At 72.6% G+C, this 26,270-nt stretch carries 20 protein-coding genes and 1 tRNA gene; 6 read left to right on the top strand and 15 right to left on the bottom strand.

Annotation, left to right across the window (positions count from 1 at the left end; all coding sequences use genetic code 11):
• Window positions 1–68: 68 nt before the first annotated feature.
• Together secA and WMF31_RS36425 are read right to left on the bottom strand one after the other, a co-directional pair.
• Window positions 69–3,110, bottom strand: coding sequence for a preprotein translocase subunit SecA (gene secA, locus WMF31_RS36430; protein WP_436606357.1), 3,042 nt, complete (start codon window positions 3,108–3,110; stop codon window positions 69–71).
• A gap of 283 nt (window positions 3,111–3,393) precedes the next feature.
• Window positions 3,394–3,478, bottom strand: a tRNA-Leu gene (locus WMF31_RS36425).
• A 662-nt stretch (window positions 3,479–4,140) separates the two neighbouring features.
• Here WMF31_RS36425 and WMF31_RS36420 point away from each other — a divergent pair.
• Window positions 4,141–4,794, top strand: a complete 654-nt coding sequence (locus WMF31_RS36420) for a response regulator (protein ID WP_436606356.1) — start codon at window positions 4,141–4,143, stop codon at window positions 4,792–4,794.
• Here the strand turns inward: WMF31_RS36420 and WMF31_RS36415 are convergent.
• Window positions 4,748–5,497, bottom strand: coding sequence for a Crp/Fnr family transcriptional regulator (locus tag WMF31_RS36415; RefSeq protein ID WP_436606355.1), 750 nt, complete (start codon window positions 5,495–5,497; stop codon window positions 4,748–4,750). The genes WMF31_RS36420 and WMF31_RS36415 overlap by 47 nt on opposite strands.
• A 347-nt stretch (window positions 5,498–5,844) precedes the next feature.
• Here WMF31_RS36415 and rpoN point away from each other — a divergent pair, with 347 nt between their 5' ends.
• The 3 genes from rpoN (at window position 5,845) to WMF31_RS36400 (ending at window position 9,431) form a co-directional block, all read left to right on the top strand.
• Entirely contained in the window at window positions 5,845–7,365 is a 1,521-nt protein-coding gene (rpoN, locus tag WMF31_RS36410) for an RNA polymerase factor sigma-54 (RefSeq protein WP_436606354.1), read from the top strand.
• A gap of 26 nt (window positions 7,366–7,391) precedes the next feature.
• On the top strand, window positions 7,392–8,366 hold the full coding sequence (locus WMF31_RS36405; protein ID WP_436606353.1) for a hypothetical protein: 975 nt from the start codon (window positions 7,392–7,394) through the stop codon (window positions 8,364–8,366).
• Between the two features lie 66 nt (window positions 8,367–8,432).
• Window positions 8,433–9,431 carry a hypothetical protein gene (locus tag WMF31_RS36400; protein ID WP_436606352.1) on the top strand — a complete coding sequence of 333 codons (999 nt, stop codon included), beginning with the start codon at window positions 8,433–8,435 and terminating at the stop codon, window positions 9,429–9,431.
• Between the two features lie 25 nt (window positions 9,432–9,456).
• On the opposite strand, the gene WMF31_RS36395 is transcribed toward WMF31_RS36400, so the two are convergent.
• A complete protein-coding gene (locus WMF31_RS36395; RefSeq protein WP_436606351.1) occupies window positions 9,457–10,719 on the bottom strand; it encodes a 6-phosphofructo-2-kinase/fructose-2,6-bisphosphatase in 1,263 nt (420 codons plus the stop codon).
• A 9-nt stretch (window positions 10,720–10,728) separates the two neighbouring features.
• Window positions 10,729–11,556, bottom strand: a complete 828-nt coding sequence (gene pgeF, locus WMF31_RS36390) for a peptidoglycan editing factor PgeF (protein ID WP_436606350.1) — start codon at window positions 11,554–11,556, stop codon at window positions 10,729–10,731.
• Window positions 11,557–11,631: 75 nt separating this feature from the next.
• Here pgeF and WMF31_RS36385 point away from each other — a divergent pair, with 75 nt between their 5' ends.
• Both WMF31_RS36385 and WMF31_RS36380 read left to right on the top strand, forming a co-directional pair.
• Window positions 11,632–12,840 (top strand): serine/threonine-protein kinase, encoded by a 1,209-nt coding sequence (locus WMF31_RS36385; RefSeq protein ID WP_436606349.1) that lies wholly within the window; start codon window positions 11,632–11,634, stop codon window positions 12,838–12,840.
• 121 nt (window positions 12,841–12,961) lie between these two features.
• Window positions 12,962–15,835, top strand: coding sequence for a PBP1A family penicillin-binding protein (locus WMF31_RS36380; RefSeq protein ID WP_436606348.1), 2,874 nt, complete (start codon window positions 12,962–12,964; stop codon window positions 15,833–15,835).
• A gap of 111 nt (window positions 15,836–15,946) precedes the next feature.
• Here the strand turns inward: WMF31_RS36380 and WMF31_RS36375 are convergent, their stop codons facing one another.
• The 10 genes from WMF31_RS36375 to WMF31_RS36330 all read right to left on the bottom strand — a co-directional run bounded on the left by WMF31_RS36375 (window position 15,947) and on the right by WMF31_RS36330 (window position 26,170).
• Window positions 15,947–16,669 carry a hypothetical protein gene (locus tag WMF31_RS36375; protein WP_436606347.1) on the bottom strand — a complete coding sequence of 241 codons (723 nt, stop codon included), beginning with the start codon at window positions 16,667–16,669 and terminating at the stop codon, window positions 15,947–15,949.
• Between the two features lie 191 nt (window positions 16,670–16,860).
• A complete protein-coding gene (locus WMF31_RS36370; RefSeq protein ID WP_436606346.1) occupies window positions 16,861–18,048 on the bottom strand; it encodes a zinc-dependent alcohol dehydrogenase in 1,188 nt (395 codons plus the stop codon).
• A 4-nt stretch (window positions 18,049–18,052) separates the two neighbouring features.
• Window positions 18,053–18,853, bottom strand: coding sequence for an SRPBCC family protein (locus tag WMF31_RS36365; RefSeq protein ID WP_436606345.1), 801 nt, complete (start codon window positions 18,851–18,853; stop codon window positions 18,053–18,055).
• 195 nt (window positions 18,854–19,048) lie between these two features.
• Window positions 19,049–20,074 carry a tetratricopeptide repeat protein gene (locus WMF31_RS36360; RefSeq protein ID WP_436606344.1) on the bottom strand — a complete coding sequence of 342 codons (1,026 nt, stop codon included), beginning with the start codon at window positions 20,072–20,074 and terminating at the stop codon, window positions 19,049–19,051.
• The gene (locus WMF31_RS36355; RefSeq protein WP_436606343.1) at window positions 20,061–21,446 is read right to left on the bottom strand and encodes a serine/threonine-protein kinase; all 1,386 of its coding nucleotides are present in this window, start codon (window positions 21,444–21,446) and stop codon (window positions 20,061–20,063) included. Before WMF31_RS36355 ends, WMF31_RS36360 begins: the two co-directional genes overlap by 14 nt.
• A gap of 160 nt (window positions 21,447–21,606) precedes the next feature.
• Complete coding sequence (locus WMF31_RS36350; protein WP_436606342.1) at window positions 21,607–22,587, bottom strand: M14 family metallopeptidase; 981 nt, start codon at window positions 22,585–22,587, stop codon at window positions 21,607–21,609.
• 96 nt (window positions 22,588–22,683) lie between these two features.
• Window positions 22,684–23,667, bottom strand: a complete 984-nt coding sequence (gene speB / locus WMF31_RS36345) for an agmatinase (protein WP_436606341.1) — start codon at window positions 23,665–23,667, stop codon at window positions 22,684–22,686.
• Window positions 23,668–23,675: 8 nt separating this feature from the next.
• Window positions 23,676–24,455, bottom strand: coding sequence for a lysophospholipid acyltransferase family protein (locus WMF31_RS36340; protein ID WP_129344189.1), 780 nt, complete (start codon window positions 24,453–24,455; stop codon window positions 23,676–23,678).
• A 12-nt stretch (window positions 24,456–24,467) separates the two neighbouring features.
• Window positions 24,468–25,028: a GNAT family N-acetyltransferase gene (locus WMF31_RS36335; protein WP_129344191.1), complete on the bottom strand. Its 561-nt coding sequence runs from the start codon at window positions 25,026–25,028 to the stop codon at window positions 24,468–24,470.
• A 161-nt stretch (window positions 25,029–25,189) separates the two neighbouring features.
• Entirely contained in the window at window positions 25,190–26,170 is a 981-nt protein-coding gene (locus WMF31_RS36330) for an SDR family oxidoreductase (RefSeq protein WP_436606340.1), read from the bottom strand.
• Window positions 26,171–26,270 lie beyond the last annotated feature (100 nt).

Here is a 26,270-nt window from a genome sequence, read left to right as displayed (position 1 = left end):
AGCAAGGGCCTCGCGAGGTCTCGGAGGGAGCGTCGTCGCCCGCCGGGCGAGCGGGTGCGAGGGCGGGCTCAGACCGCCGTCGCCTCGTCCTCGGCGCCGTGGCACTTGTTGAACGGCTTGCCGCTGCCGCAGGGGCACTCCTGATCCTGCAGGACCGCCGGCGGGGGCGCGAGCGCCGCGGCGGGGGCCGCGCCGAGCGGGAGGGACTCCTCGTGCTGCGCGACCGCGTCCAGCAGCGCCGCTGCGTGACGCTCCCGGTCGGCCGCCTCGATCTGCTCCTCTTCCTGCTCGGCGCGACGGACGTTCACGCTGAAGAACTTCGTGAGCACGTTGGAGGAGACGCGGGCCACCATGTTGACGAACATGTTGTAGCCCTCCTTCTTGTACTCCTGCTTCGGGTCCTTCTGCCCGTAGCCGCGCAGGCCGATGCCGTCGCGCAGGTGGTCCATGTCGGTCAGGTGATCGACCCAGGCCTTGTCGAGCTCCTCCAGGTAGAGGTGGCGGAAGATGCGGAGCGACAGCTCGACCCCGATTTCCTCCTCGCGCTTCTCGAACGCCTTCTCCGCGCGATCGTAGAGCTCGCGCGCCAGCGTCTCCTGGTCGCCGATGTGCGCGATGTCGTCCGGCAGCTCGACCCCGAAATGCTCGCGGAAGCCCTGGAAGATGCCGCCCCAGTCCCAGTCCTCCGGCGGCTTGCGCGGAGGGCACGACTCCTCGACCATCGCGCCGATGATCCGGTCCATCAGATCGAGCAGCCGCTCCCGCTGCTCGGTGAGCGCCTGGGGCACGAGCTCGGCGCACTCGTCGTAGATCTCGAGGACCTTGTCGGCGCGCGACTCGAGCTCCACCTTCACGCCCCAGCGCGTGTAGATCTCGCGCTGCAGGTTCTCGAGCTCGACGAACCGCTCGGTCTCCTCGAAGTCCTTTCGCTCGATCTCGCGGCGGTTGCCGTCCGCGTCGAGCGGCATCACCGGGTCGTTCGCGAACATCCCGAGCAGGTACCCGACGTCCGGGCGGACCAGCTCGACGATGGACGGGAGCGGCTTGATGGCACGCTTCTCGCCCGTCGGCTTTCCCTCCTCGTCGAGGATCTCGGGCTCGTACCGGCCGACGAGCAGCGCCTGGCGCATGTCGTAGATCGTCCTGCGCTGCGCGCTCATCACGTCGTCGTACTCGAGCAGGTTCTTGCGGATGTCGAAGTTGCGCTCCTCGACCTTCTTCTGCGCGTTCTCGACGCTCTTGGTCACCCACGGGTGCTCGATGGGCTCGTCGTCGGGCATGCCCATCCGCTCCATCAGGTTCTTCACCCGATCCCCGGCGAAGATGCGCATGAGGTCGTCCTCGAGGGACAGGAAGAACTTCGACATCCCGGGGTCGCCCTGGCGGCCGGCGCGGCCGCGGAGCTGGTTGTCGATGCGGCGCGACTCGTGCCGCTCGGTGCCCAGGATGTAGAGCCCGCCGAGCTCGCGCACCTCGTCGCCCTCCGCGGTGCACTGCTCCTTGAGCTCCTCGACGAGGGCGTCGAACGCCTCCGGCTCCGCCTCGGGGAGGCGGTTCTGCTCCTTGAACCGGAGCTTCGCGAGCATCTCCGGGTTGCCGCCCAGGATGATGTCCGTACCGCGGCCGGCCATGTTGGTCGACACCGTGATGGCCCCCTTGCGGCCCGCCTGCGCGACCACGTAGGCCTCGTTCTCGTGGTGCTTCGCGTTCAGCACGTGGTGCTTCACGCCCCGCTTCGTCAGGATCCGGCTGATCGCGGTGCTCTTCTCGACGCTCGTCGTGCCCACCAGGATCGGCTGGCCGAGCTCGTGCTTCTCGAGGATCTCGTTGATGACCGCGGTGAACTTCTCCTTCTCGGTCTTGTAGACGAGATCCTCGTAGTCGACGCGGAGGATCGGCTTGTTCGTGGGGATGATGACGACGTCGAGCTTGTACGTGCTGTGGAACTCCGCGGCTTCCGTGTCCGCGGTGCCGGTCATCCCGGAGAGCTTCTTGTAGAGCCGGAACAGGTTCTGGAAGGTGATGGTCGCCATCGTCCGGCTCTCCTCCTGGATCCGGACGTTCTCCTTCGCCTCGACCGCCTGGTGCAGGCCGTCCGACCAGCGGCGGCCGGCGAGGACGCGGCCGGTGAACTCATCGATGATGAGCACCTTGCCCTCGCGCACCATGTAGTTGACGTCGCGCTTGTACAGCGTGTGCGCGCGCAAGCACTGGTTCAGGATGTGCAGCGTCTCGAGGTTCACGGGGTCATAGAGGTTCGTCCCCTTGAGCACCTTGAGCGCCGCGAGCAGCCGCTCCGCCGTCTCGACCCCCTCGTCGGTCAGCGTCACCGAGTGCGCCTTCTCGTCCACGGCGAAGTGCTCCTCGTTCCGGAGCTGGGGGATGATCTCGTTGATCGTGCGGTACTTGTCGCTCGATCGCTCGCCCTGCCCGCTGATGATGAGCGGAGTCCGCGCCTCGTCGATGAGGATGGAGTCGACCTCGTCGACGATCGCGTAGTGGAGCGGGCGCTGCGCGTACTCGAGCGCCGAGAACTTCATGTTGTCGCGCAGGTAATCGAAGCCGAACTCGTTGTTCTGGCCGTACGTGATGTCGCAGCGGTACGCGCGGCGCTTCTCCGCGTCGCCCTGCTGGTTGACGACCACGCCCGTCGAGAGGCCGAGGAAGCCGTAGAGCTTGCCCATCCACTCGGCGTCGCGCCGCGCCAGGTAGTCGTTCACCGTGACGACGTGGACGCCCTTGCCCTCGAGGGCGTTCAGGTAGCAGGGGAGCGTGGCCACGAGGGTCTTGCCCTCGCCGGTGCGCATCTCGGCGATGCACCCGTTGTGGAGCACCATGCCGCCGATGAGCTGCACGTCGTAATGGCGCATCCGGAGCGCGCGCCTCGACGCCTCGCGGCAGACCGCGAACGCCGGGATCAGGATGTCGTCCAGCGTCGCGCCGTTGTCGAGCTTCTCCTTGAACTCCGCCGTCTTGGCCCGAAGCTCGGCGTCCGAGAGCTTCTGCAGCTCTGGCTCCATCCTGCCGATCGCCTCCACCCGGGGTCGCAGACGGCGGATGGCACGCTCGTGAGAGGTGCCGAAAATCTTCTTCATCGCCCAGGTGAACATCTTTACGTGCCTTGGCTCCGCGGCGGTCAGGGAAGAGGACAGGGTCCGGTCGAGGAACGCGAACGTAGTCGCGCCGCGGGCGCCGCGCAATTACCGGACCGCGACCGGACCACGCGCCGTCGACGGCGGCCGCCCCTCGGGCGAGGGGCGAGCCGCTCGAGGCCCCGCAGGCCGGACGCCGGCGCGCGCGCCCACGCTGCCACGGCCCCGCGCGCCCTGCGCCTTGGGCGAGCTGCCCGAGCGAGGGGAGCAGCGGCGCGAGTCCTCCAGAGGATTCAAGCCGTGGTGCACGAGGGGGGACTCGAACCCCCAAGCCTCACGGCGCCGGAACCTAAAACCGGTGCGTATACCAATTCCGCCACTCGTGCGCGCGGACGCTTGTGGCACCCCACGCCAGCCTCATCAAGCTGGAAAATGACCCCGACGCGATGCGTCTAGCGCGTCACGGCGGCATTCCTCGAGCGGCCCGGACGTGGGGCGGGGGCCGGGGCGGGTGCTGGTCGCGTCTGGGTGTTCACCGGAGGGGCTGCAGTGCAGGCAGGCCACAAAAACTACCCGCCGGAGCGCAAGCCCCGGAGGTGAGCCCCCCAGACGCGACCACCACCCGGGGCGAGCCTGGAACCGTCGGCGCATCGGTGGATGCCACCGCCCTGGCGGTGCGGCAAACCTGGGCTGGTCCGTGCGCACGAACCGCGCACCGGCGGGCGGCGGCGCGGTGGGCGAGCCGACAGCTCGGGGGCTTCGTCGTCGTCGGGGCGGAGAGCCCTGCGGAAGGAGCGCGAAATGGGCACAGCGCGGGGTCGAGGGCTCCGTGGGTGGCGGCGCGGCGGCGCCGCTCGAAAGGGCGGCGTTGGGCCGGAAACCCGCGGCCTGCGCGCGTCGGGCGCGGGGGGGGCCGCGCCGTCGGCACGTGCGTTGCGAAGGGGGCACCGTCCGCGGACGCGGATGCTGCCGCTGAACGACGGGGCGCGCGCCCGTGGCCGTCCTCGTCGATGCGGCGCTCCTCGACTGCAAGCCGCAGGGAACCCCGATGACATACCAACCGAACGTTCTCCTCCTCGATCAGGACCATGTCCTCCGGAGGGCCACGGCGCTCCTCCTCTGCAACCGCGGCGCGATCGTCAGCTCGGCCGCGACGCTGGAGGAAGCGATTTCTCTCTCTCTTCAGCGCGTCTACGACGTCGCGCTCATCGACCTCGGCCCCGGGACCGAGGTCGCCCGGGAGCTCCTGGGCCGGCTGCGGCGCGAGGGCACCATGCCTCGGCGGATCGTCCTCTGCGCCGACGAGCCGATCTCGTTGAGCGGCGCCGACGAGGTGAGCGAGGTCCTGCTGAAGCCGTACGCCTTCGGTCGGCTGCTCAGCACGATCTTCGCCGAGCAAAGCCCCCGGCCGTCCACGCGGTCCGGGATCTTTCCCCGGCTGCGGCTGGTCCGGAGTGATCTCGATCCCATCGAGCGCGAAGGGGCGGTCGAGCGGAGCGTGCACGTCGCTGGCGGGACCGCGCTCGAGGCGGTGCTCCTTCCGGGCGAGGGGCGCGGCGGCCCCGGCGTCGATGTGCGCGGCGCCGCGGTCGGTCCACGCGGCACCGTCGTCCGGTTCCAGCACAGGGTGCGGCGCGGCCCCTCCGGGCGGACGCTCAGGTCGCCGCGGCGCGTCCCGCGAGGTGCTCGCCATCCCGGATGACGATCCGCCGCCGCTCGAACGCGAGCACCCCGGAGCGCTTCAACTTGCCGAGCAGCAGGGTGACCGTCTCGCGGGTCGAGCCGATGAGCTCGGCGATGTCGGCGTGAGTGAAGGGGGCCATCACGAGCTGGCCGGCGGCGTGCGGCTGCCCCCATCGCCGGGCGGCGGCCCGGAGGAAGTCCACGAGGCGCGCCTCGACGGTGCGCAGGAGCAACGCGCCGAGGCGCGCCTCCGTCTCGAGCTTGCGCGCCACGAGCGCGGCCGCGAGCGCGGCGCGGACCGCTGCGTCCCCGGCGAGGAGCCGCCCGAGGCCCGCGAGCGGCACGAGCAGCGCGTCCCCCTCGTCGAGCACGGTCGCGCTCTCGGACGCGACCGACTCGCCCGCGAGGGCGGTCTCGCCCACGAGGTCACCGGGCCCGCGGTGCCCGAGCGGGATGACCCGACCGTCCGCCGCCCGCTCGACCTTGACCCGGCCCGCCCCGAGGAGGACCAGGTGCCTCGGCGGCGCGCCCTGCTGGACGAGGCGCTGCCTCCGCACGAGCCGCTCGAAGCTGCCGAGATCGAGCAGCGCGCGCCGGCTGGGCCCCGCCAGCTGGGCCAGGGGTGAGCGGGACAGGATCCGCTCCTTCACCGCGTCCAGCGAGGGACCGCCGCGCCCCTCCTCGATCCCAAGCGTAGGTCCGCGCACTTTCGGCCGATCCATCGCGCCTTCGCCCAACCTTTCGGGATTTCAAGCCTCCCGATCGGCCGTCGATAGTGCAACGATCCACCGGCGGGGGCCAATCCAAACGGTTGCGGGCGGCGCTCCCCAGGAAAACGAAAAAATCCAGCGGTGGTTCAGGATCTGGTTGTGCGTTCAGCGGTCCGGGTTGCAGACCCTGGGCCATTTTTTGGTAGAGACGTGAAAGCAAGACCCGGGCCGCGGCCCGGTTCGATGCTACGTTGGGGGTGAGGCCACCAATGAACCACTCGATGGCACGAACCTCGCGCAATGCCCTGGCCCCCCTTCGGCGGGTGGCGCAGGCGGCGAACTGAGAGAAGGAGCTCCTCATGGGCATGGAGATGAAGCTCCAGTTCAAGCTGTCCCAGCAGCTTGTGATGACCCCGCAGCTGGTGCAGGCCATCCGGCTGCTGCAGCTCTCGCGGCTCGAGCTGGTCGACGAGATCAGGAAGGAGCTGGACGGCAACCCGGTCCTCGCGGACGACATGACCGACCCGAAGTCGCGCGACGGGGACAAGAGCGACCAGCGGGGGAGGAACGCCGACCTGCCGACCGAGCAGCGGCTAGAGAACGGCGAGCGGTTCGACCGCGACACCGACATCGCGGCGCGCGAGACGGAAAAGCGGGTCAAGGAGGTGGACTGGGAGCAATTTCTGGAGAATCGCCAGCTCCAGCAGGCAATGCCCGCGCACCGGGGCGGCTTCGAGGAGCTGCCGCCGATCGACCAGAACCTGACGAAGCCGTCCAACCTGCGCGATCACCTGCTCTGGCAGCTTCAGATGAGCGATTTCGTCGAGAACGAGCGGCAGTTCGCGCTGCTCGTCATCGGCAACCTCGACGAGAAGGGATACCTCGACCTCAAGGGCGGGGAGCGTCCCGACGGGACGAGGAACCCCGACCTCAGCATCGCGGACCTGGCGCGGGAGGCGGAGCTGCACCCCGAGGACGCCGAGGAGGTCCTGGCCATGATCCAGCGCTTCGACCCGGTCGGGGTCGCGGCGCGCGACCTGTCGGAGTGCCTGCGGGTGCAGGCGGAGGTGCTCGGCTTCGACGAGATCGAGATGACGATCATCAAGGAGCACCTCCACAACGTGGAGCGGCGGAACTTCGGCGCGATCGCGAAGGCGCTGAAGATCTCGCTGGAGGACGTCTACGACGCGGTCCAGGAGATCCAGAAGCTGGAGAGCGTCCCGGCGCGCAACTTCGCCGAGGTCGACGAGAAGACCATCGCGATCACCCCGGACGTCTACGTCATCAAGGACGGCAGCCAGTTCGTCGTCACCGACAACGACAAGGGGCTGCAGCGGCTCTACATCAACGAGAACCTCGCCCAGCGGATGCTCAAGGATCCGAAGGCGAAGGAGTTCATCAGCGAGAAGCTCCGGAGCGCGCAGTGGCTGATCCGGGCGATCGAGCAGCGGCGGCGCACCATCATCAAGGTGACCGAGTGCATCGTCGAGAAGCAGCGCGAGTTCCTGGAGCGCGGCGTGGGCTACCTGAAGCCCATGATCCTCAGGGACGTGGCCGAGGCCGTCGGCATGCACGAGTCGACCATCTCCCGGGTGACGTCGAACAAGTACGTGCATACCCCGCAGGGGCTCTTCGAGCTCAAATACTTCTTCAACTCATCGATCCACAGGGTGGCTGACGAGGACATCGCCTCGGAGAGCGTCAAGCAGGCGATCAAGAAGATCATCCTGGCCGAGGACAAGACGAACCCGTACAGCGACCAGGCGATCGTGAAGATCCTCGAGGAGACGGACGGCATCAAGATCGCCCGCCGCACCGTGGCGAAGTACCGCGAGATGCTCGGCATCCTGAGCTCGTCGAAGCGCAAGAAGATGTTCTGAACCGCGCCGGGCGCGGGTGCTCTGCCATGACCGCCGAACCGCTCACGGCCGCGAAGCTCTTCGAGCGCTTCTTCGCGCCGCACTACCCCCCCGACGCGCTCGCCGACCTCGCGGCCGCGCGCGCCACGGACGCGAACCCCGCCGGAAACCCGTCGATCCTCGCCCGGATCGAGGACGCGGCGGCGGTGTTCGCCCGGCTCGCGCCGGGGGCGTTCGACCTGCCCGACCTCGACCTCGACCGCTCCGACGCCTCGGTCCACCGGCTGGGGGCGGCGCTGACGCGCGCGCGGCGTGACGCCTGGCTCTCGCCCGCAGGGGCCCCCCCCGGCGCGCCGCAGGCGGGGCGCGCGGGAGAGCCGCCCATGCTCGTCACCCTCGTGACCCACGGGGCGCTCTACGTCGGGGCGTGCGTGGTCAAGAACCACGGCGGGCGGTGGCAGGTCCGGAGGCCGCTCTGGGAGTCCCTGGTCCGGCTGGAGTCGAGGGCGGGGACGGGCGACCTCGCGATCTTCCAGTGGTGGCTCAAGGCGCTCAGCGACGAGGAGATCGGCCGGGGGAGGCTCGCGGACCGCTACCGCACCCACGTGGAGGTGCCGACGTTCGACGCGGAGCGCCTCCCGATCCTCGCCGCGGGCGACCGGAGGATCCCGCGGCTCGCCAAGGTGCGTTACGACACGCTCTACAAGCACCTCCGGGCGCACCTCCCGGAGCTCAGGAGCGTGGGCGAGGACTTCCCGTCGCCGGAGCGCTTCGAGGAGATGGCCTTCAAGAGCCTGGAGTTCGCGCTGCTCGGCGGCGGGCGGATGCTCCTCATGCACGGGGCGACCGCGGACGGGGTGCACCTGTTCTGGCTCGACGCGAGCGGCTTCGTGAAATCCGCGTACTACCCGGCCGACAGCTTCCCCGCCCACGTGGTCCAGGTCGAAGGCGAGAAGGTCCGGGTGATCGTGTCCGTCGGCGGCGAAGCGCAGGTGCACGAGATGCTCTGGTGGGGAGCCTAGGCGGGGGGCGGCCGCGGGCTGGGCTGGCGCTCGCGCGCGGCGCGCGCCAGGGGTAGGCTCGGCCCCGTGCTGTCGCCCGACGTTCGCTTCGAGGGGTTCACCGCCACCGACTGGGTCCGCGTGCTGTCGCTGTTCCGGCCCCGGCGCGCGGGCGGCGACGAGCGTGACACCGACAGGACGCGCGGCGGCGTCGTCGCGGTCCACGCGGGCGGCAAGCTGAAGAAGCTCGTGCACACGGACGCCGGCCGGCTCCGGATCGACGACGCGCAGCGCGCCTCCCCGCTCTCCGCGGAGGAGCTCGCCGCGCGCCACCACGCGAGCTGGGCCGCGGTGATCGAGGCGGGCACCCTCGAGGCCATCATGGAGCGCTTCGGGGCGCGGGTGCGGCGCGGCGACGACCTCATCGCCCAGTCGCTCCTCTTGCTGCAGCTCGCGCGCGAGGAGCACCTCGCAGGCAAGATCGAGCTCTGGCCGGCGCGGCTGCGCGGCGTGCCGATCCCGTCGCAGGGCGTCGTGCGGGGCACGCTGGACTCGCTCGCCGGGGTCGGCAAGACGATGGTGATCGGCCTGTTCGAGGGCGGGGAGCTCTGGACGAGCGTCGCGCTCCGCCGCGACGCGCGCGGGATCAACCTGATCCTCGGGCCGGACGAGGTGCGCAAGGACATGGGGCTGCTCGCCGGCGACTGGCGCCGCGACTACCGGCACCTGTCGCGCGCCATCGAGGAGCGGGCAGGGGAGCTGTCGCTGGGCTGCTTCGCCGAGGCGGAGACCATCCGGCAGCTCGAGGTCGATCCGCGGCCGGGCGCCTGGGCGCGGGCCGTGGCCGTGCGGGACGTGATCCTCGCGCCGGTGCCGGCCGCCCTCGCCATCCCGCTCGGGATCGACGCGGGGCGCGCGGCGCTCAGCGCCCTCCGCGCGATCGCCGAGCGGATCGATCCCATGGGGATCGTGGCGCCCGCGGTGCGGGCGGTGCTCGAGCGGGCCGGGACCGACAGCGAGATGGCCGCGATGCTGCCGTTCCACCCGCTGGAGCTCCTCCGCAAGCTGATCAGCCGGGACCGCTGAACGCTGCTCCGCCGCGCCGCGGCGCTCACGGGTGCGAGATGCTCGAGTCGCCGCCCTGGACCGGGGGCGCGAGCTGGAAGCGGCGCTCCTCGCACGCGTACGCCGTCGGGGTGAGCTCGATGACGGTGTGCAGCGGGATCGACAGCGTCGGGCACGAGGGCGCCGGGCGGTCGACGAGGTACGCGTACAGCGCGCGCAGCACCGCCTGGTGGCCGATCACGAGCACCGGCGAGCGCTGCCGCTCGAGCTGGATGATCAGCGGATCGAGCCGCTGGATGACGTCCTCGTACGACTCGCCGCGCGGGTAGCGGTAGCGGAACTTGTCGGCCGCGCGCGCGTGGAAGACCTCGGGCATCTGCTGGCGGATCTGCTCGTAGGTCATGCCCTCGCAGACGCCCGCGTCGATCTCGTCGAGGGCGCGCCAGGCGACGTGGCTCTGCGTGATCGGGCGCGCGGTCTGGATCGTGCGGCGCAGGGTGCTCGTCCAGACGCTGACGTTCTCGTCGCCGGCCCGCTCGCGGATGAAGCCGGCGAGGTTCCTCGCGTACTCCTCGCCGAGCGCGCTGAGGTCCGAGTCGCCGCCGAGCAGGCCCTTCTCGTTGAACACGCTCTCGCCGTGGCGGGTGAGCCAGATCGGGTGCGGCGTGAGGTGCATGTTCATCAGGAGCGGGACGAGCCGCGCCGGCAGGTAGCCGTGGATGCGGTTCAGCACGACCTGGCGCCCGACGTCGATGATCTTGATGTAGCTCTTCTCGGGCTCGCCGAGCGGCTCGTACGCGCGCGCGTAGTGCGCGATGCGCGCGCGGAAATCGCGCAGCGCCTCCTCCGGGTCGACCCCCTGGTAGTCCGGCGAGCGGAGCTTCGTCTCGCGGACGTTGGTCTCGATGATCGACTCGTCGTTGCAGATCGACTCGATGAAGACGACCGGGAAGCCGTGCTCCTTGCAGCGCTCCATGACGAGGTTGCGGCGGGCGCGGGTGCTGTTCGTGGCGTCGTAGATCGCCACCTCGCCGCCGGAGCTGAGCCAGCCGATGAGGTCGTCGAGCGCCGTCATCGCCATGCCGAGCAGCGCCTTCCGGCCCTCGGTGTTGTCGGGATCGAAGAACTGGTGCGGCTGCGCGGTGCCGAGGTGCGCCCGGCGGTAGTTGCCGACGTTGAAGAGCCGCGTGGGGTGGCCGAGCCACGAGAGGTACCGCGCGATCTTGCGGGCGATGGAGGTCTTGCCCCGCGCAGGGAGGCCCACCATGGCGAGGACGATCGGCGACGAGTCGCGCGCGAGCGAGACCATGAGAACGTTCTAGCCGATGGCGGTACGGCCGGCGACGATCGCCGAGAGCAGCCGGCCGCTCCGCTGTCCGTCTCGCCGGTACGAGAAGAAGCGGGCGGGGTCGCACGCTGTGCACCCCCGGACGTCATCCACCGACGCGGCGTCGAGGCCGGCCTCGGCGAGCTGGGCCTTGAGGATGCGCCGGAGGTCGACGCGCGGGCGCGCGCCGGGCGCGCCGCGAAGGACGGCGGCCTCGCCGGCGCCGGAGCACGCGGAGAGCTCGGCGGCGACGTCGTCGCCGACCTCGAAGCAGCAGGCCTCGATGTGCGGGCCGATCGCCGCGATGAGCTCCGCGCCGGGGCCGGCGAGCGACCTGAGCGCGCGGGCCGCCTCGACGACGACCCGGAGGACGGTGCCGCGCCAGCCGCTGTGGGCCGCGGCGACCGCGCCGCTCCGGCGATCGGCCAGGAAGACCGGGGCGCAGTCGGCGCTGCGGACGGCGCACCCGACGCCGGGCGTGCCCGACAGCGTGATGTCGCCGACCTCGTGGACCACGGCGTCGCGATCCTCGTCGCCCTGGAGCGCCCGCGACGCGACGCCGTGGACCTGGCTGAGGAAATAGATCCGCGCCGCCGGGATCCCGAGGCGCCGCGCGGCGCGCTCCAGGTTCTCTCGGACCGCGGCGGGGTCGTCGCCGACGGAGGCGGCGAAGCTCAGCGTGTCCCACGGAGGGGCGCTCACCCCGCCGCGCCGGGTGAAGAAGGCGTGGGAGAAGCCGGAGGCGGCGAGGAGCGGGCTGGTGAGCGCCTCGGCCCCCTCCGCGGCATCGTGCATTTTTGCGGTCTTCCTGGTGGTCACGGCGGGATCCGATGCGTCGGCTGCTTCGGTCATAGACGATACGGGTGAGTTACGTGGTATTTTCCGGCTCCACGCATGGCTGCCGGTCCGGACCCGAACATCGGTCGAGATCTGCTCGAAGGGCAGTTCAAGATCCTCCAGAAGATCGGCTCAGGTGGCATGGGGTCGGTCTACAAGGCCTTGCAGACGGATCCCAACCGGATGGTGGCGGTGAAGATCCTCCACCCCAAGCTCGCCAACCGAAAAGACCTCGTCTCGCGCTTCCGCCGCGAGGCGCGGGCGATGAGCCACCTCACGCACCCGAACACCGTGAAGGTGTACCTCTACGGCGCGCTCGATGACGGCTCGCTGTACATCATCATGGAGTACCTGGAGGGCAAGAACCTGAACCAGGTGGTCCGCAAGGAGGGGCCGCTGCCGGTCGAGCGCGCGATCCCCGTCCTCATCCAGGTCTGCGGCGCGCTGCAGGAAGCGCACATGCAGGGGATCGTGCACCGCGATCTCAAGCCCGAGAACATCTTCCTGTCGACCAACGGCGGGCTGAAGGACTACCCGAAGGTGCTCGACTTCGGCCTCGCGAAGGTGACGGAGCGCGAGCTCAGGCCGGGGTCGGTGATGCTCACGCAGGAGGGCATGGTCTTCGGGACGCCGGAGTTCATGTCGCCCGAGCAGGCGCAGGGCAAGGTGCTCGACGCGCGCAGCGACATCTACTCGCTCGCGACCATCCTCTACGAGGTGCTCACGGGCAAGCTGCCGTTCGAGGCGCGGACGCCCATGGAGTACATCCAGCACCACGTGACCAGGTCGCCGATCCCGCTCGATGAGCGCGTCGAGGGGAAGCACTTCCCGCCGGGGCTCGGGGCGGTGCTCGCCAAGGCGCTCGAGAAGCGGCCCGAGGACCGGTTCGAGACCGCGGCCGCGTTCGCCGACGCGCTCAAGCCGTTCGCCGGGGGTGCGGGCAAGGGCTACACGGCGATGATGCCGAAGAACGCGAACGCGGTGCTCGAGCAGGCGGCGAAGCAGCACGCCGCCGCCCTCCAGGCGAGCAAGGCGGCCGCGTCGTCTCCGTTCAAGTCGCCGGCGAAGACGGTGAAGATGGACCAGGCGCCGCCGGCGTCGCTCGTCAAGCCGGCGCCCGTCAAGCCGGCGCCCGCGCCGCCTCCCCTCGCGAAGGCGCCGGCGAAGGCGGAGGCGAAGCCGCTGCTGCTCGTCGCCATCGCGGCGGGGTGCCTGATCGCGGGCGTCCTGATCACCATCGTGGCCATGCGGCTGCTCCAGGGCTGATCGCCGTCGGAGGCGCCGCCGCATCGAGGCGAGCCGCCGCGGGCGTGCTAGCGTCGCCGCTCCGGCGCGCCGGGCGCTCTGGATGCGCGTCGCATGCACGAGCGTTCACGGGGACGGCATCATGGCCTCGGAGCAATCAGGCAATCCTGGAGGAAACGACAACGATCCGGCCGGGGAGGCCGGACCGCCGCGCGCGGAAGCCGAGCTGCCGTGCGGGGCGGATGAGCTGCCGTACGCGCAGACCGAGCGACCGGCGCGGCAATCCAGCCCGGCGAGGGGCGCGAGCCAGCCCGCGCTGGGGAGCGCGCCGCCGCGGGCGGGGAGCGCGCCGCGGTTCGAGAGCGCGCCGCCGCGGGCGGGGAGCGCGCCGCGGTTCGAGAGCGCGCCGCCGCGGGCGGGGAGCGCGCCGCGGCTCGCGAGCGCGCCGCCGCCGCCGCCGCCGCCGCCGCCGCCGGACGGCATGCCCGCGCAGGGCAAGGGCGCCCGGGTCGCGACCTGGGCGAAGCGCGTCGGCATCGCGCTCGCGGCGCTCCTCGCCCTCGCCGCCGCCACGGTCGTGCTCGTCATCCGGCACTACGAGGCCGATCTCCCCTCGACCCACGAGCTCAAGAACTACCGGCCCCCGCAGGTGACGCGCATCCTCGCGCGCGACGGGACGCGCCTCGGCGAGATCTTCACGGAGCGGCGCACCGTGGTGCGCCTCGAGGAGATCCCGAGCCAGATGAAGCTCGCCGCGCTCGCCGCCGAGGACGCGGGCTTCTACGAGCACGCGGGGCTCAACTACCTCGGCATGCTCCGCGCGCTCGCGGTGAACCTCCGCTCGACGAAGACCCGGCAGGGGGCGAGCACGATCACGCAGCAGGTCATCAAGAACGTCCTGCTCACGCCGGACCGGACGTTCGACCGCAAGATGCGCGAGGCCATCCTGGCCAGGAGGATCGAGCAGGAGCTCACGAAGGACGAGATCCTGGAGCTCTACCTCAACAAGATCTACTTCGGTCACGGCCGCTACGGCGTCGAGGAGGCGAGCCGCTACTACTTCGGCAAGAGCGTGCGCGACGTGACGCTCGCCGAGGCGGCGATGCTCGCCGCCGTCGTGAAGGGGCCCAGGTACTCGCCGCGGGTGAACCTCGAGCGCGCGACGGCGCGGCGGGCGTTCGTGCTCGATCAGATGCTCAAGAAGGGCTTCGCCGACGAGATCCAGGTCGAGCAGGCGAAGCGGGAGCCGGTGGTGCTCGCCATCGAGACCGAGTCGCTCGCGGAGCTCGCGCCCGAGGCGGTCGCCGAGGCGCAGCGCGTCCTGCGAAGGCTCGTCGGGCCCGCCGCGCAGCAGGGCGGCTACACGATCACGACCACGATCGATCCGGCGCTCCAGGCGGCGGCGCGCGCGGCCGTCCGCAAGAACCTCGACGCGTACGCGAAGCGGCACAAGCTGCTCGGGCCGCTCGCGAAGGGCAGGAAGGAGCCGCCGCCGTTCGAGGGGACGCCCTCCGGCCACAAGGTCTTCCGCGGCGTCGTCACGGGCGCGGACGACGCCCGCGGGACGCTCTCGGTGCGCGTCGGCACGCTGGACGGCGCGGTCGCGCTCCGCGGCGCGCAGCGGTACAACCCGAAGGGGCTCGCGCCGAGCAAGTTCGCCGACGTGGACAAGGTGGTGCGCGTCAGCATGATCCGCCCCCCGCCGGAGCCGGCCGCCGACGCGCCCTCCCCCGGCGAGGAGGACGACGAGGACGCCGGCGAGGCGAGGCGCGCCGCGTCGGCGAAGCCCGAGGCGCCGGTGCCGCTGCGGCTCGAGCTCGGGCCCGAGGGGGCGCTCGTCGCCATCGACGTGCGGACGCGCGAGATCGTCGCCCTCGTCGGCAGCTACGAGGCGGTGCGCGGCGGGCTCGACCGCGCGACGTTCGCGCGGCGGCAGCCGGGGTCGACGTTCAAGGCGCTCGTCTACGGGTACGGGATCCACGCGCGCACGCTGACGCCGGCGACGATCCTCGACACCAACCCCCAGGCCATCGACGGGTACAAGCCGCAGAACCACGACGAGCGCGAGGGGAAATCGCCGGCGCGGCTGCGCGAGGCGGTGGCGCACAGCGTGAACGTCGCCGCGGTGTCGGCGCTGTCGCGCGTCGGCGCGTCGAACGTCGTCGCCTTCGCCAGCGCGCTCGGCATCCAGTCGAAGCTCGGCGCGGACCTGTCGCTCGCGCTCGGCGCCTACGAGGTCACGCCGCGCGAGATGGCGGCCGCGTACGCGAGCATCGCCGCGGGCGGCGTTCACGAGCAGCCCGTCCTGATCACGAAGATCGTGGGCCCCGACGGCGCGGAGATCCCGCTCCCGCCGCGGCCCCCCGCCCACCGCGTGATGGAGGAGCCGGAGGCCTACGTGCTCACGAGCCTGCTGACGTCCGTCGTGCAGCGCGGGACCGCCAAGGCGGCGCGCTCGCTCGGGCGGCCGATCGCCGGCAAGACGGGGACGACGAACCAGGCGAAGGACGCGTGGTTCGTCGGCTACTCGACGGACATCGCCTGCGCGGTGTGGACGGGCTACGACGACGCGGCGCCGCTCGGCAGAGGCGAGGCGGGGGCCACGGCGGCGCTGCCGGCGTTCGTGGATTTCATGAAGCAGGCGCACGCGGAGCGCCCGGCGGCCGATTTCCCGGTGCCGAACGGCGTCGTGCGCGTGAAGATCGATCCGCAGACGGGCCTGCTCGCGCGCGAGGGGCAGGAGGACGCGATCGAGGAGGTGTTCGTCGCCGGGACCGAGCCGTCCGAGGAGGCGCCGGTCCCCGAGGCGGACGCGGGCGCGGAGGGGGCCGGCGGCGGGACCCCGGGAGAGCTGGTGGGCGTGGTGCCGGCGTCGGGCGAGGGGCTGCTGCCGGCCGAGCCGGGGGCGTCGCCCGCGCCGGCCGAGCCGGGGGCGTCGCCCGCGCCGGCCGAGCCGGAGCACGCGCCGGAGCCAGGGCCGCTGCCGGTCGGCGAGCCGGAGCCGCCGCCGTTCTGAGCGGCGCGCGGCGCCGCGCGCCGCGCGATCCGGCTCAGAACGAGTCGAGTCTGCGCGTCCAGAACGAGCTGAGCCGAGCACGTCGCCGGAGAGCTCACCGCCGTCGCGGCGTCACCCCGGCTGGACTCCGGCGGGAACGGCACGGACGAGGATCTTCGACGACGCACGGCCGATGAGCCGCCGCAGGATCTGTTTCGTGCCGATCGCCCCGCCAGCGCCCACCGCGAACACGAGCGGCGCCGCCGCGCCGCCCGTCATCGCGACGAGGCCCGCCGCGAGCAGCACGCCGGCGCCGGTGGCCACCGCGCCGGTCGAGGCCTCCTGGGCCGCGTGCGCGATCGCCTCCTTCCTGGTCATCTCGCCGCGCTGGTAGGCCGTGATTCCCTCGTACGTGCCGAAGGCGCCGTCGACGAGGAACCCGATGCCGGCCGCCTTGCCCGCGCCCTTCAGCACCTCTCGGCCCGCGGTCTTCATCGCCTCGCGCGCGAGCGCCCTCGCGCCCTCCGGAGCGGCTCCGGCGAGCGCCGCCTGGCCCGCCTGCCGCGCAGCCTCCTGCGCGATCTGCGCGCCCGCCTGCTTTCCGCCCTGGTCGACGATGCTCTTCGCCGTCGTCTGCGCGCCCATCGCGAGCCCGGGCGCGAGCGTGTCCACGACCGCCGTGGCGTTGTGGACCATCGCGCGCCGCAACCCCTCCCGCGTGCCCTCGTCGAGGAGCCGCTTGCCCGCTGCCGCGAACAGCACCTCTGCCGCCCCGCGCACGGCGACGGCGCCGCTCCCTGCAATGGAACCGAGGAGATGGTTTCGCGAGCTCATCTCGACCTCTGCCGTGTTCACGCGCCCTTGCCTTCCAGGAGGGGGTAGCGCCCCAGGGCAGAAAGGCAAGCTCAGCGTGGCGCCGCGCCGCGCCGCGCCGGGCGATCCGCCCCGGCATTCCGGCGCCACGTTGAGCTCGGCCGATAACGCCCCGCCAGAGCGCTTGCAGCGCAGGCGGTCGCGGCGGGCGCTCGAGGATCTGCGGCGCCGGCTCAGGCGCTCGCCGCGGGCGCCGGCGTGAAGACGGCGCGCACGCAGCCGTCCTGCTTCTTCTTGAAGAGCTGATATCCGCGGGGCGCGTCCTCGAGGCTCATCCGGTGGGTCGCGAGGAACGAGGGATCGATCTCGCCGCGCGCGATGTGCTCGAGCAAGCGCGGGATGTAGCGCTGCCCGTGCTGCTGTCCCATCCGGAAGACCAGCCCCTTGTTCATGGCCGCGCCCATGGGGAACTTGTCGATGAGCCCGCCGTAAACCCCCACGATGGACACCGTGCCCCCCTTGCGACACGCCATGATCGCCTGGCGCAGCGCGATCGGGCGGTCGGTCTCGAGCCGCATCGCCTGCTTCGCGCGGTCGTACGCGTACTCCAGGCCGTGGCCGTGCGCCTCCATGCCGACCGCGTCGATGCACGCGTCGGGCCCGCGGCCCGCCGTCATGTCGCGGAGCGCCTCGCGGACGTCCACCTCGTCGTAATTGAGCACCTCGGCGCCGGCGCGCTCCCTGGCCATCCGGAGGCGCTCGGGGAACCGATCGATCGCGATCACCCGCTCCGCGCCGAGCAGGTAAGCGCTGAGGATCGCCATCTGTCCCACCGCGCCGGCGCCCCAGATCGCGATCACGTCCCCGGGGCGGATCCCGCACATGTCCGCGGCCATGTAGCCTGTCGGCAAGGCGTCGGCCGCGAACACCGCGCGCTCGTCCGGGACTCCTTCGGGCACCTTGAAGGCGCCCTGGTCGGCGAACGGGACGCGGACATACTCGGCGTGGCTGCCGGCGATGCCGCCAAAGGCGTGGCTATATCCGAAGATCGCGGCGGTCGTGGAGCCAAACGCCTTGTCGAGGAGGGCGTGGCTCGGGTTCGAGTTGTCGCAGAGCGACCAGAGCTCGTGCTCGCAGTAAAAGCAGCGCCCGCAGCCGACGATCGAGCAGACGACGACGCGATCGCCCACCTTCAACGTGCTCACGTCAGGGCCGACGTCGACGACCTCGCCGACGAACTCGTGCCCCAGGATATCCCCTCTCTTCATCGTGGGGACATACCCGTCGATGAGGTGCAGATCGGAGCCGCAGACCGAGGACATGCGGACGCGGACGATGGCGTCATGGGGGGCCAGGATCCGCGGATCCGGCACCGTCTCGACGCGGAGATCGTTCACCCCGTTCCAGCAGAGCGCGCGCATCGCCTCACCCCCCGAGGAGCGCGGCCCTCCGGCCGCTGGGCTGCCCCTCGATCGTGGGGATCTCGCCCGCCTCCATGAGCTGCTTGAACCGGCGGAGGTCGTCGCCGAGCTGCTGATCCGGCTCCTCGCCGAAGACCTTGGCGACCACGCGGCCGAGCGCGCCGGCCGGCGCGCCGTAGTCGAGCGTCACGTGGACCTCGGTGCCGCGGCCGCCCGGCGCGGGCGTGAACCGGACAGCGCCGGCGTTCTCGATGTCCGCGGGCTCGCGGGAGCGCCAGGCGATGAGCTCGTTCTCCCGATCCTCGAGGATCTCGGCCCGCCAGGACACCGATCCGCCGCCGGGCGCCCGCGCCGTCCACCGGGAGCGCCTGTCGTCGATGACCTCGACGCGCGTGAGGTGCTCCATGAAGCGCGGCAGGTTCTCGAAATCGCGAAAGAAGCGGTAGAGCTCGTCGGCGGGCCGGGCGATGGTCACGCCCCGCGAGACGCGCGTCGCCGCGGGCGGGCGCGCGCCCAGGAGCCGGGCGGCGCGCTGGCCGGCGCGGAGCAGCGGCGCGCGCGGCGCGAGCGGGCCCCCGGACGCGCGCGCGGGCCTGCGGCCGGAGACGCCGCGCTGGATCAGCGCGCCGCCCGCGAACGCCAGGAGCAGGCCGGGCACGCTGCGGCGCGCGAGGCCGTACGCCAGGAGCGCGCTGCCGCCGAGCGTGGCGAGCCAGCGCTTCGTCTTTCCGGCGCCGGCGCGCGCCTCGACCTGGGCTCGCTCGGGCGCCGACGGCACCTCAGAGACCGGTTCGATCATCGACATGACACCCCTCCTCCGGACACTGCGTCCGCTCGCTCGCGGGAGGCGATGGGGCCCCCGCCGCAGAGCGCTGCCCCGGCGCGGCGCGGACCGCGGCCTCGTCCGGAGCGCGGCCCGGACGCTCGGGATCCTGTGCGCGCGCAGGCGTCAGCCTCTGCTCACGTCCGCACCAGGCAAGGCCCGCGCCGGTGCCGGGCGTCAGAACCTCACGAGCAGGCGCGAGCCCACGCCGCCTGGCCAGGCCGACAGCGAGAGCGCCGCCGCCGTCGGCTCGCCGACCGAAGTCGGCGCCGTCGCCTCCCCGGAAGGGCTCAGCAAGAGCAGGGTGACGCCGGTGCCGAGCCCGACGAGCCCGACGCCGGCGAAGACGCTCGCGAGCGTCGAGGCCGTCCTGCCCGTGTCGTACTCCCCCTGGAGCTCCGGCGGGCACACGTAGGCGCCCCCGGCGCGCGAGCACCCGTCCTCGACCGCGGACAGCGCGCCCGCGCGCACGGCCACGGCCACGACGGTCGCGATCGCGCCGGCGCCGCCGACGCCGAGCGCGACGAAGCCGGCCGTGCGGACGCCGCTGGAGGCGTCCGGCGGGGCGGCGGCGAGCGGATCGCGCGCCCCGAGCGCGTCGCGCGAAGGCGGCGGCGCGGGGACGGCCAGCGTCACGACCCGGCGCATGCCGGCCTGGAGGTCGACGCGCTCCGTGATCGGCGCGGCGCCGCCGTAGAACAGCTCGATCGTGTGCTGGCCGAGATCGCGCTCCAGCTCGACGCCGAGGAGCCTCGGATCCATGGGCTTGCCGTCCAGCACCACGCGGACCTCGGCCCTGCCGTCGCCGCCGCGCACATGGACGGTCAACGTCCCGACCTTCTCGTTGAGCGCGCGGTAACGGCCCTCCGCGTCCTCGCTCCACCCAGCGTACTTCGCCTCGTTCGACTGGAGCGCGGCGCGCCGGAGATCCCACCAGTCGCGCCGCGCGGAGGCGTAGAGGCCCAGCTCCTCCTCGCACTCGGCGATGTTCCGCAGCGCGCCGAGCCCCTCGGGGTAGATCTCCAGCGCGCGCCGGAAGGCGATGACCGCCTGCTCGCACTGGCCGGCGCGCCGCAGCTCGCGCCCCCGGGCGAACAGCGTCTTCGCGTCCTCCTCGGCGCCCGCGGCGAACGCCGGCGCCGGCGCCGCCGCGAGCAAGGCGGCGCCGCAGAGCGTGACGAGCTGTCGCTCAAAGAATCTCACTCTTGTCGATCTCCTTGCGGCGGCGGGGCGCGGCGGGCAGGGGCGGCGCCGCAGGCGCGGCCGTCGCCGTGGCGCGGGGAGCGGCCCGGGGGGGCTCGGGCCTGGCCCCGCGCGGCCGCGCGGCCGCGGCCTCGGGCGCAGGGGAGGGCGCCTCCGCCGGCGTCGCCGCCGCGGGCGGCGTGGACGGGGCCGCCGGGGCGGGCGGCGCGGGCGGCGGCCGCAGGCGCGGCGTGGCGTCCGGGAGGGCGCCGCGCACGGCGGGGGACAGCGGCCTCACCGCCTGGGCCACGCGCGGCGGGTCGAGCAGGCGCCACGCGAGCGCGGCGGCGCCCACGACCGTGCCCACGCTCGCCAGCGCCACGGCGGCGAGCGCCGCGGTCTGCCGCCGCGGCGGTGGGGGAGGCGCCGCCTCGATCGCGGCGTGATAGGCCCGGACCATCTCCCCGACCGAGGCGAACCGCCGCGCGGGCTCCTTCGCGAGCGCCCGCGCGAACCAGCCGTCGAGCCCCCGGGGGAGCGACCGCCGGACGTTCGTGGCGGGCTCGAAATCGCGGGTGCTGACCGCCACGATGAGCTCGGCGATGGTGTTGCCCTGGAACGGCGTCCAGTCCGTCAGCACCTCGTACGCCAGCACGCCGAGCGCCCAGATGTCGGCCCGCACGTCGACCGAGAGCGGCGACGCGAGCTGCTCCGGGCTCATGTAGTTGGGCGACCCCAGCATGACGTCGGCCGACGTCTCCATGGGGCGGTCGAGGCCGAGATCGCCGTGCAGCGCCTTGGCGATGCCGAAGTCCGCGACCTTCACCGAGAGCGCCTCGCCGGGCTCGTCGAGCAGCATCACGTTCGATGGCTTCAGGTCGCGGTGCACGATGCCCATCTCGTGCGCGACGGTGAGCGCGTCCGCGATCTGATCGAGCACGCCCGCGAAGCGCTGCGGGTCGATGGGCCCCGTCTCGGTCACCTCGGCGAGCAGCGTCCGGCCCCGCACGTACTCCATCACGAGGTACGGGAGGTCCTCGTGAACCCCCGCGTCGTGCACGGCGACGATGTGCCGCGTGCGCGCGCCCAGGCGGGCCGAGATCTGCGCCTCGAACCGGAACCTCTCCAGCACGGTCCGGGTCCGCTCCGCGTCGCCGGTCAGCGCGAGGCTGAGGAACTTGATGGCGAGCTCGGTCTTCAGGTTGACGTGGACCGCGAGCCAGACCTCCGCCATGCCCCCGCGCCCGAGCGGGCGGACCAGCCGGTACTTGCCGTCCACGATCTCGTCCGGCGCGTGCTGCCAGATATCCGACTCGTCCACGCGGGCCGGCCTGTCCGTCGCGCGCGCGCTGACCTTGACGGTCGTCGGCAGGCGGGGCGAGGCGGCGTCCACGCCCGGAAGGATAGTGGATGCCGGGGGCGCGGCTGACACTATTCGACGGCGCTCGCGCCCCCGCCAGCGCGGGGCGGCGGCAGGGGTCGGTGCGCCGCAGCGGGCACCGCGAAGGTCCGCGTGGCGCCGCGATCGACCCGGCGCGCGGCGCCGCGAGGCCCTACTCCGCGGCGTCAGCGAACGGCTCGGCCGGCTCGGCGCCGGGCAGCGGGGCCGCGTTGCCCACGCCGCGGTCGAGCGCAGCGCCGAGGAGCGCCCCCACGCCGGGGACGACATTGCCGATCGCCTCGTCGGCCTCCCACGGGTTCAGCCACCAGAACGGGTTGAGCAGCCGGCGGAGGTCGCGGAGGGAGCGGGACGGACGGCTGACCTCCACCGTGAACGCGAGCGTGCCCAGGTTGGCGTCGAGCCAGTCGTCCATGTCTCCCACGGTCGGATACCAGTGCGCCGCCTGCCGGACCGCGTAGGGCTCGCGCGGCAGCGCGCGGCAGAAGGCGTCGCCGAGCGCCTGGTACAGCGGCGCGCGCGGGTTGGGCGCGCCCGTGTGCGCCCACGGATAGAGCAGGAGGTTGCCGCAGCTATGGAAGCCGAGCGCGAGCGCCGGCCTCGTCTCCAGCGCGACGTCGCGCAGGGCGCGCGACTCGGGCTCCGAGAACGCGTGCGGGCCGGTGTAATGCGGCGACCAGCGGCGCCGCGAGCCCGCGAACGGGTGCAGCGGCCGCGCCGAGGAGAGCGGCGCGAAGTTCCGGTTCAGATCCACGCCGCGAGCATTGCACCGCCGCGCGGCCGGCCGCTCGCCGCGGAGGCGCTCGAGGTTCTCCGCGAACGCATCGGGGTTGACCACCGGCACCACCACGAGCCGCGCGCGCGCCGCCGCGCCCGCGCGCCCGCGCTCCAGGACGGAGCGCACCGCGTCGAGCAGCGCGAGCCCGCCGATCACCTCGACCCCGTGCAGGAGCGACGTCAGCAGGAACGTCGGGCCGCGCGGATTGCCGAAGTCATAGCGCCGCAACGGGGCCCCGCTGGCGGACGTCCCGACCGTCATCACCCGCCCTCCGTGGACCCGCGCGAGGTGCGTCCACGCGGCCTCGAGCTGCGGGAGCTCGGCATAGCGGCCAGGGAGGTCGAGCGGTCGTGCCATTCCGGTGTCTCTGATGTGACACCGGAATGGCGGGGCGCGCCAGCAGGTTGAGCCGCCCCACCGCCCCGCGCGGCGCGGCGGAGCCGGCGCGTCAGGTCACGTGGGCCGTCGGCCGCCGCTCCGGCTGGCCTGCCGGTGAATCGCGGCGAGGGCGAGGCCCTCGAACAGGAGATGCGCGCCGAGGTGAAGGGTGATGTCGGCGTGGTCGAGCGCAGGGCACACCTCGACGAGGTCCATGCCCACCAGACGGATGCCCGCGAGGCCGCGGAGGAGCTGGATCGCCTCGCGCGCGGTGAGCCCGCCGGGGACGGGCGTGCCCGTGCCCGGGGCGAACGCCGGGTCGATGCCGTCGATGTCGAACGAGAGATAGACCGGCGCGTCGCCGACGGCGGCGGCGATGGCGGCGGCGATGGCGGGCGTGCCCTCGCGGTCGATCCGGTCCATGTCGTACCGCGTGGCCCCGGCGCGGGCCGCGAACGCGCCCTCCTCCGGGTGGCCCCACGTCGCGCGGATGCCGATCTGGTGCAGCGCGTCCCGCGCGATGAGCCCCTCCTCGACGGCGTTGCGGAACGGCGTGCCGTGGTGGAACGGCTCGCCCCACACGTCCGAGGTGCTGGTGTCGAGGTGGGCGTCCACGTGGACGACGGCGACGGGGCCGTGGCGCCGCGCGAGCGCGCGGAGCACGGGGAGCGCGATCGCGTGGTCGCCGCCGACGACGAACGGGACCGCCCCGGCCGACAGCACCTCGTCGACCGCGGCCTGGATCAGCTCGCGCACGGAGTCGGCGTGAAAGGGAGGAAAGGCCACGTTGCCGCCGTCGAGCACGCGGAGCGCGCGGAACACATCGAGGTCGTGGCCGGGGTGATAGGACTGCACGAGCGCGCTCACGCGGCGCAGCTCGTAGGGCGCGAACCGGGCGCCCGGGCGGTACGTGACGCTGCCGTCCCACGGCACGCCGAGGAGCACGGCGTCGGCGCCGGCGTAGGCCGAGGCGCCGGCCCCGTCGAAGTCGGCGGTCGGGAGGCGGAAGAAGGGAGTCTGCCCGTGCCGCAGGTAGGCGGCTGCGCGTTGCTGGGACATGCGATCTCCTAGAGGCTCAAGAGGTCCACGATCACGGCGCGGGCGCGCTCCGCGAGCTCGGCCGCGCCGCCGTGGTCGCCGAGGGGCGGGCCGAGGGTGATGGAGGCGCCCGACGCGCGGCGGCTGGAGAAGCGAAGGAAGTGGGGAAGGAAGGTGTCGTCGCCGGCCCAGCAGAGCTCCTGGGCGTCGTAGGTGATGGCCGCGGGCACGATGGGGACGCCCGCGATCCGGGCGACGCCGAAGATGCCTTTCCGGAACGGGAGGACCCGCTCTCCGCGCGTGGTGGAGCCCTCCGGGAAATTCAGCACCGGGACGCCGTGGCGCAGGGCGCGGAGCGCGCACCGGAGCACGCGCGCCCCGCTCTCCGGGCGCTGCCTGTCGACGAGCAGCACGCCGAGCTCGCGCGCGCGCCCGCCGAGCACAGGCCAGCCGCCGATCTCCTGCTTCGCGATGGCGGTGCAGGGGGTGAGCGAGGCGATGAGGATCGGGTCGATGTAACTCACGTGGTTCGCCACGACCACGAACGGCGGCGCGGGCAGCGAGCCGGTCACGCGGACGCGCAACGTGTGCAGCGCGCAGAGATCCCGCGCGGTCCGGTGCAGGAGGCGCGCCCTCTCGCGGTGGCGCAGGGCGGGCAGCTCGGGCAGGAAGCTCGTCCGGATCAGGGTGTCGAGCGCGAGGCCCATCACGCCCGAGACCCGGCTGGCGACGAAGCGCGCCTCGGTCCATGGCGCATCGCCCGCCGCGCCGAGGCGGCGGCCGTCGTCCAGCGGAGCGGTGGTCGTCATGGTCGGTCCGCCTCAGGCCACCGCGGCCATGCCGCCGCCGTCCGAAGGCCGCGTCGCCGCCGCGTCGGCCGGACGGTCGACGAGCCCCACCCGCTCGAAGCGGGCCCGGAGCGAGAGGAACGCGTCGCGATCGATGCGCGAGATGATGCGCGGGTGCCCGGTGCCGTAGAAATCGGGGCGGACCTCGATCTCCTTCGCGCCGAGCATGGCGTGGAGCGCCCGGGCGGCGTGGTTGTCCTCCTCGACGGTGAACCAGCACGACTCCGCCCATCCGAGGATCGACCCGACGAACGCCCGGAGCAGCGTGTGCGTCGCCCGGGACCCCTGATACGCCGGCAGGACGGCGAGCGTCGTGCAGTAGACCTCCTTGCCGCGCGCGAAGGAGAGCAGGTATCCCGCCGGCTTGCCCGCGGCCTCGACGAGGAAGCAGGAGTCCTTGAAGAAGTCGCAGCAGAGACGGATGTAATACCGTCCGAGCTCCCCTTCTCCGGCGTTCCCGAAGAGCGCCGCCTCCATTTCCATCAGAGTCGAAAAGTCGTCGCTCCGGAGCGTGCGCGCCACATAACGGCTCATCGATGCGCCTCCTTGCCGTGATTGATCTGTTTCCGGCGCGGAGCATGCCGGTGATGGGTGGAGAACAGGTCACAGAATCCCCGAGGTTGGGAGACAACCTGGGGGCGGCGGCGCGTCAGGACGGCGGGTGTCCTGCGTACGGGAGGCGCCTGGCTATCGGGTCATCGTGGCCAGAGGCGCGCCGCGGCCGCGGCGGGGACGCCGAGCGCGAACCGGGCGGCTGCCCGCGCCCGGTCGAGGAGCGCCGTGAGCTCGGAGGTCGTTTGCCACCCGCCTGTCACGCCGGTCCAGATCTTCATGGGGACGAAGAGGTTTCCGTCGGTGTGCGGCGCGGCGCGGTCGAGGAAGCCTGTCGCCATGACGTACGCCGCGATCCACCGCTCCGTGAGGCCCGGCGCGACGGCGAGCGCCGCGGCGGCGACGCGGCCTGCGGCGCCGACGTACACCTCGCGCCTGGGGCGCTCGGCCAGGGAGATCATCGCCGCCGCGACGCGCCCGGGGGAGAGCACCGGCCGGAGCGGCTGGACCGCGCGGCCTGTGAAATTGCCGGCGTGCTGGTAGATCGGGGTATCGATGGCCGACGGCAGGATGTTGCAGACGTGGATATCCGGCGTGCTGGAGAGCTCCTGTCGCAGGCAGAAAGCGAGCCCCATGATCCCGAATTTGGAGATCACGTAGGCGCTCATCGTCGGCGCGCCGAGCTTGCCGAGGGCAGAGACGTTGTTGATGAGCACACCGGAGCCCTGCGTGCGGAAATAGGGCAGGACGGCCCGCGCCCCGTGCACATAGCCGAACAGGTTGGCCTCGATGACCTGGCGGTACGCGTCGTAGGGCGCCTCGTCCGCGCGCGCGTAGAGGAACACCGCGGCGTTGTTCACCCAGACGTCGATCCTTCCGAACGCCGCGATCGCGGCGCGGGCGAGGCCCCGGACGGCGCACTCGTCCCGCACGTCGGTGGGGACGGCGAGCGCCTGGGCGCCGACGCTGGCGCACTCCGCGGCGACCTCCTCGAGCGCCCGCTCGTTCCGCGCGGCCAGCACCACCCGGGCGCCCCGCCGCGCGAACGCGATCGCCGCTGCCCTGCCGATCCCCGAGGACGCCCCGGTGATGACGACCACCGCATCGCGAACACATCTCCGCATGACTGGCCCCCTCCCGCGCGGTCTGCCCCTCGCCAGGAGGAGAGCAACCCGCGCGCCACGCTGGCCCGGGTCGCGTCCAGGGAATCCGAGGCTGCCCCGC

This window comes from Sorangium sp. So ce1036, from assembly GCF_051369805.1.
Classification (GTDB): Bacteria; Myxococcota_A; Polyangia; order Polyangiales; family Polyangiaceae; genus Sorangium; species Sorangium cellulosum_F.
This window is presented reverse-complemented; position numbering and strand designations above follow the sequence as displayed.